Annotated in this window: 3 protein-coding genes; 1 reads left to right on the top strand and 2 read right to left on the bottom strand. The window is 56.8% G+C overall.

Annotation, left to right across the window (positions count from 1 at the left end; genetic code table 11):
* Both H5U08_RS11445 and H5U08_RS11440 read right to left on the bottom strand, forming a co-directional pair.
* Positions 1–283, bottom strand: a 283-nt coding sequence (locus H5U08_RS11445; RefSeq protein WP_297033113.1) for a hypothetical protein, incomplete at its 3' end; no start/stop codon positions are given.
* Between the two features lie 134 nt (positions 284–417).
* On the bottom strand, positions 418–1,200 hold the full coding sequence (locus H5U08_RS11440; RefSeq protein ID WP_297033111.1) for a DUF1080 domain-containing protein: 783 nt from the start codon (positions 1,198–1,200) through the stop codon (positions 418–420).
* A gap of 399 nt (positions 1,201–1,599) precedes the next feature.
* Here H5U08_RS11440 and H5U08_RS11435 point away from each other — a divergent pair, with 399 nt between their 5' ends.
* A complete protein-coding gene (locus H5U08_RS11435) occupies positions 1,600–4,131 on the top strand; it encodes a secretin N-terminal domain-containing protein (protein ID WP_297033109.1) in 2,532 nt (843 codons plus the stop codon).
* Positions 4,132–4,232 lie beyond the last annotated feature (101 nt).

Raw genomic sequence — 4,232 nt, 5'->3', positions numbered from 1 at the left:
CCGAAGCGAACTGAAAGCCAGTCCCGTCATAACGGACGGCAATTTCCATGACGGGGTGGATGGCTTCTTTCTCGGGCAAGTCTTCATTCAGCCACGCGATTGTTGCTGTCGCGCTGTTCCAGGGGCCTGGTTGCCATCTGGCGGCCAGCGGCTGCGCAATATTTCGCGTGGCAATTTCCCCTGTTGGTGCTGAAAATGTCTCTTCCGCCGTTCCGGTAACCTCGGCTGCACAAAAGGCAAGGCACAAACCCAGCGTGATCACTCGAATGGTCATGCCTGGCATAGTGGAACTTCCAATAAAAATCCCTGCGACGCCCTCAAGGCGAGATGAATCAGCGGATATCTTTGGGGAATTGCATATGTGTCACGGAGAATGAGAACTTTACACGTGGTAGACGGCTGATGTGCGAGGGTGTCTCACCGGGTCGTGCACCCGCATGACATGGCCGACTGATTCGCCCGCAGTCGCTGGACAAGCCGGGCGAGAGGGCCCACCCGATGCACATGGGGAGCACAGGTCGGCGTCAGATCCTTATAGAAAATGTTTTTGAATTCGATGTAGTGTCCGTGGTTCTGAACGGAGAAGTAGCCGCACAACGGCTTGTCCTTGATGGCATCGAACTGCGTCTGATCGATGTCCTGAACCACCTGGCCGTTGAGGATCACTTCCAAATGGGTCCCGCGGGCGGTGATAAGCACCCAGTTCCATTCCCCCGCTGGTTTGATGGCATTTTTCTTGGGGGCCACGTAACGATACAGCGACATGCTGGAATGCACATCCGGCTCCTTGCCCGCATCGTCGAAAATCTGAATCTCAAAGCCCGAAACGCTCGGTCGGGTGTCTGGCTTTTTCGGATCGAACTTATCTGCACGAATCCCGATACCACTGTTGCACTTCTCTGACATGCGGAACTCCAGATAGAGGCGAAAATCGCACAGCGATTTATCGTATCGCAAAAAGCCAAACCCTTTACCAGCACAAATGATTTTTCCGTCTTCGACGTACCAAACTGGTTTTTCCACATCACCGTCCTTGTATGTTGCGGTTCCTTCCACGACCCAGCCGCTGAGGTCGTAACCGTTAAAAGCGGGAATCCAACCGCCAGCGCCGTAGATGACGCCGTGTGCTTCGGCAATGGCTGAGCTTCCCGCAAAACCTGCAATCAGAGTCGTCACCAGCACCAAAGTTGTTACTCGCATGGCTGATCCTCCCCATGAAAAAACATCAGGAAACCGCTGATTTACGTCAAAACAAGCATAACACCAGAACAGGTCATTGTAATTGGTGCCGACTTGTTTTTCCTGGGTGTCGATGCGCGCTGTCTTGATCATTTGCAGCGCCCTCTTGACTGAAAGTTTTTCGTCGGGAAACTTCTGGACCAGCGGTAAAAAGGATTCATAATGAATAAGGGGTGTTGTCTGAAAGGGCTGCTCGCGTTGCGTGCTTCTCGGCAACTCAAGAAACAGGCAATCGTTATGGACCGATCAAGCTGGAATCGGCTGATTTATAATAAGTCCCGTGTCATTGTTATTTTCGTTGCATTTTTGGGGGCATCATTTTCGCGGACAGCCGGCAGCTCGGCCCAGGAGTCCGCCAGTGTGTCGGTGGGCAAAGATTCTGCGGTGCCCCAGGTGATTGTGTCCCAGCCCGCAAACAGTGCCAGCGACTCCAAAGCGGTTGCGAATCCGGGCGGCGACGTGCGGCAGCCTGCCGTTAAACCACCTGCAGGACAAGGCCCCGAGTCCTCGACTCCGTCGAAGGCTGCCGATAGTGCCGCGGGCCCTGCGGGTGGCTCATCAGGTAAGGAACAGGGGAAAAGCAATGAACCGCCCAAGGGGCCGCCTCCCATCACACGTCCTCAAGAACCGACCGAACCGCCAGAATGGAACGTGGAACAATCGGAAGAAGGACGAGTGCGCGTCAATTTCCGGGGACAATCCTGGCCAAAAGTCCTGGAATGGATCGCGGACCTTTCCCACATGAGCCTGGACTGGCAGGAGTTGCCTGGTGATTATTTGAACCTGTCCACCCAGCAAGCATACACGGTGGAAGAACTTCGCAACCTTGTCAACTGGCACCTCTTTCAACGTGGCTACACGATGATCCGTCAGGGCGAGGTTCTCACCGTGGTCAATCTCGACAAACTTGATCCCGGCATCGTTCCCCACGTGACACCGGAGGACCTTGAAAGGACACCGGCATTTGAGTTTGTTCGCGTGACCTTCCCACTGGAGTCGCTGGTGGCCGATCAGGCGGCCGAAGAACTCAAGCCGCTTCTCAGCCCAAGAGGGAAGCTCTTTCCGCTGTCGGCAACGAATCGCCTGGAAGCCATGGATTTGGCCGTCAACCTCCGCGAAGTTGCTAGGGTGTTGCGGCAGGAGCAATCGGGCACGGGACAGGAGCGGCTGGTCCGTGAGTTTGTGCTTCGGTTTGCGCGGGCGGAAGAGACCCTGCAACAACTGAAGGAGCTTCTCGGCATTCGCGATGCAGCGCTGCCCCTGCCGCCGGGAATCAATCCCCAGCAACTGCAGCAACTTCAGCAGATGATGGCGGCCCAGGGTGGAGCAGTGCCGCAGGCGGGAACGCCGGGCGCTCCCGGGACACCTGGTGCCAAGGGGGGACTGTCCGTTGCGCGGCGTCCCAGTGACGTGAATCTGGTCGTCAACGTGCGGCGGAACTCCATCATCGCCCAAGCGCCGCCCGACAAAATGGCCATCATCGAACAGGCCGTCAAGCTGCTGGACGTGCCGTCCGATCAGGACACGGCGATCCTCGCCAATTTGAACCGTTTTCAGGTGTATCGCCTTGCGGCGATCGACCCGGAACCCCTCGTAAAAACACTCCGTGAACTGGGTGGGCTTGATCCAAGCACACGGTTGGAAGTGGATAAGCAGAATAACGCGATCATTGCCTACGCCCCGCTTGCGGATCACGTCATCATTCGCTCCGTCATTGAACGATTGGACGGGAGTGGCCGACGGTTCGAAGTCATCCAGCTTCGCCGGCTTCCGGCAGACTACGTGGCCGGTACGATCGAGTTCATGATGGGGGGCCAGGAATCCTCCAGCGAGTCTCTCCCGCCGTGGCTTCCTCCGTGGGAGCGCAGCCGCCGGCAAACCGAAACCACCAACCGCAATCGTTTCCGTGTCGATGCCGACATCGAGAACAATCGCCTGCTGCTTTGGGCCAATGACATTGAGATTCAGGAGGTGCAGAAACTTCTCGTCAAGTTGGGTGAGATTGCGGAGCCGGGTTCGCCGGGCGGTCGAGTCCGGACACTCGAGTTTGGCAATGCTGCTCAGGCGGAGGCGGCCCTGCAACTGTTGCAACAGCACTGGAATCGCATCGCGCCATACCCGCTTCGGGTTGAGAAAACCCCTGGAGGGGAAGAACCATCGCAAGCGCCCATTCCAAACCGGAAGGACAATGTTCCGGCCGGCGGCGACCGGGTGTCTGAACCGCAAGCGGATTCGCGTCAAAATGCTCCGCTGTATGACGGTAACCGCCGTGGAGTGGATGAGCAGGTGAGCATTCGGACGGCGGTCCTCACGCAGGCAGTCCGCGGCTTGAATGAGCAGCGCGACGCGGAGGGGCAGGACGAGCCGCTTGATAGTTCGGAGAGCATTCACCGGCAGGGCGAGGGAAATGAGGCCCCTCGCGTCTCGGCCGATTCAGAAAGCGGAGGTTCCGGCAGCCTGCATGGGTGGGATGACGGGCAACGCGATCCATCTCCATCCACGCCCGAAATTACTGTGTATCAGACGCCCGACGGCCGACTCGTCTTCACATGCCCTGATCCGAAGGCCCTGGATCTGGTGGAGCAGTTTTTACGCGATGCCGTCCCACCACAGCCGGACTACCAGATATTTCGGCTGCGTTACGCATGGGCGGATAACGTTGTGAAGATTCTCGAATCGCTGTTTTCTGAGGAAGAAGACAACCGACGCCGATTGCCGTTTTGGTATTTTGATTACTGGTGGGGCATGAGCGACACGTCGGACCGGGATCGAAAAGGGCGGCTCTCGCAACGACGCCCCATCAAATTCGTCGCTGATACGGACACGAATTCCATCGTGGTGCAAAACGCTGATTCCCGGCAACTGGCGGAAATCAAGCAAAGGAACCTCTGAACAAAAGGCGATTTCGATTGATTTCTGCCTCTTTGACACTTGGCAATGGTTTTTAAGCCGGATGAGCAGACATTTATCCCGGATTGAGCTTCACCTAAATT

The organism is Thermogutta sp. (assembly GCF_014359955.1).
Lineage (GTDB): Bacteria > Planctomycetota > Planctomycetia > Pirellulales > Thermoguttaceae > Thermogutta.
This window is presented reverse-complemented; position numbering and strand designations above follow the sequence as displayed.

Coding starts and splice junctions, on each gene's coding strand:
- H5U08_RS11440 (WP_297033111.1), bottom strand. CDS start 1,200: ATGCGAGTAACAACTTTGGTGCTGGTGACGACTCTGATTGCAGGTTTT.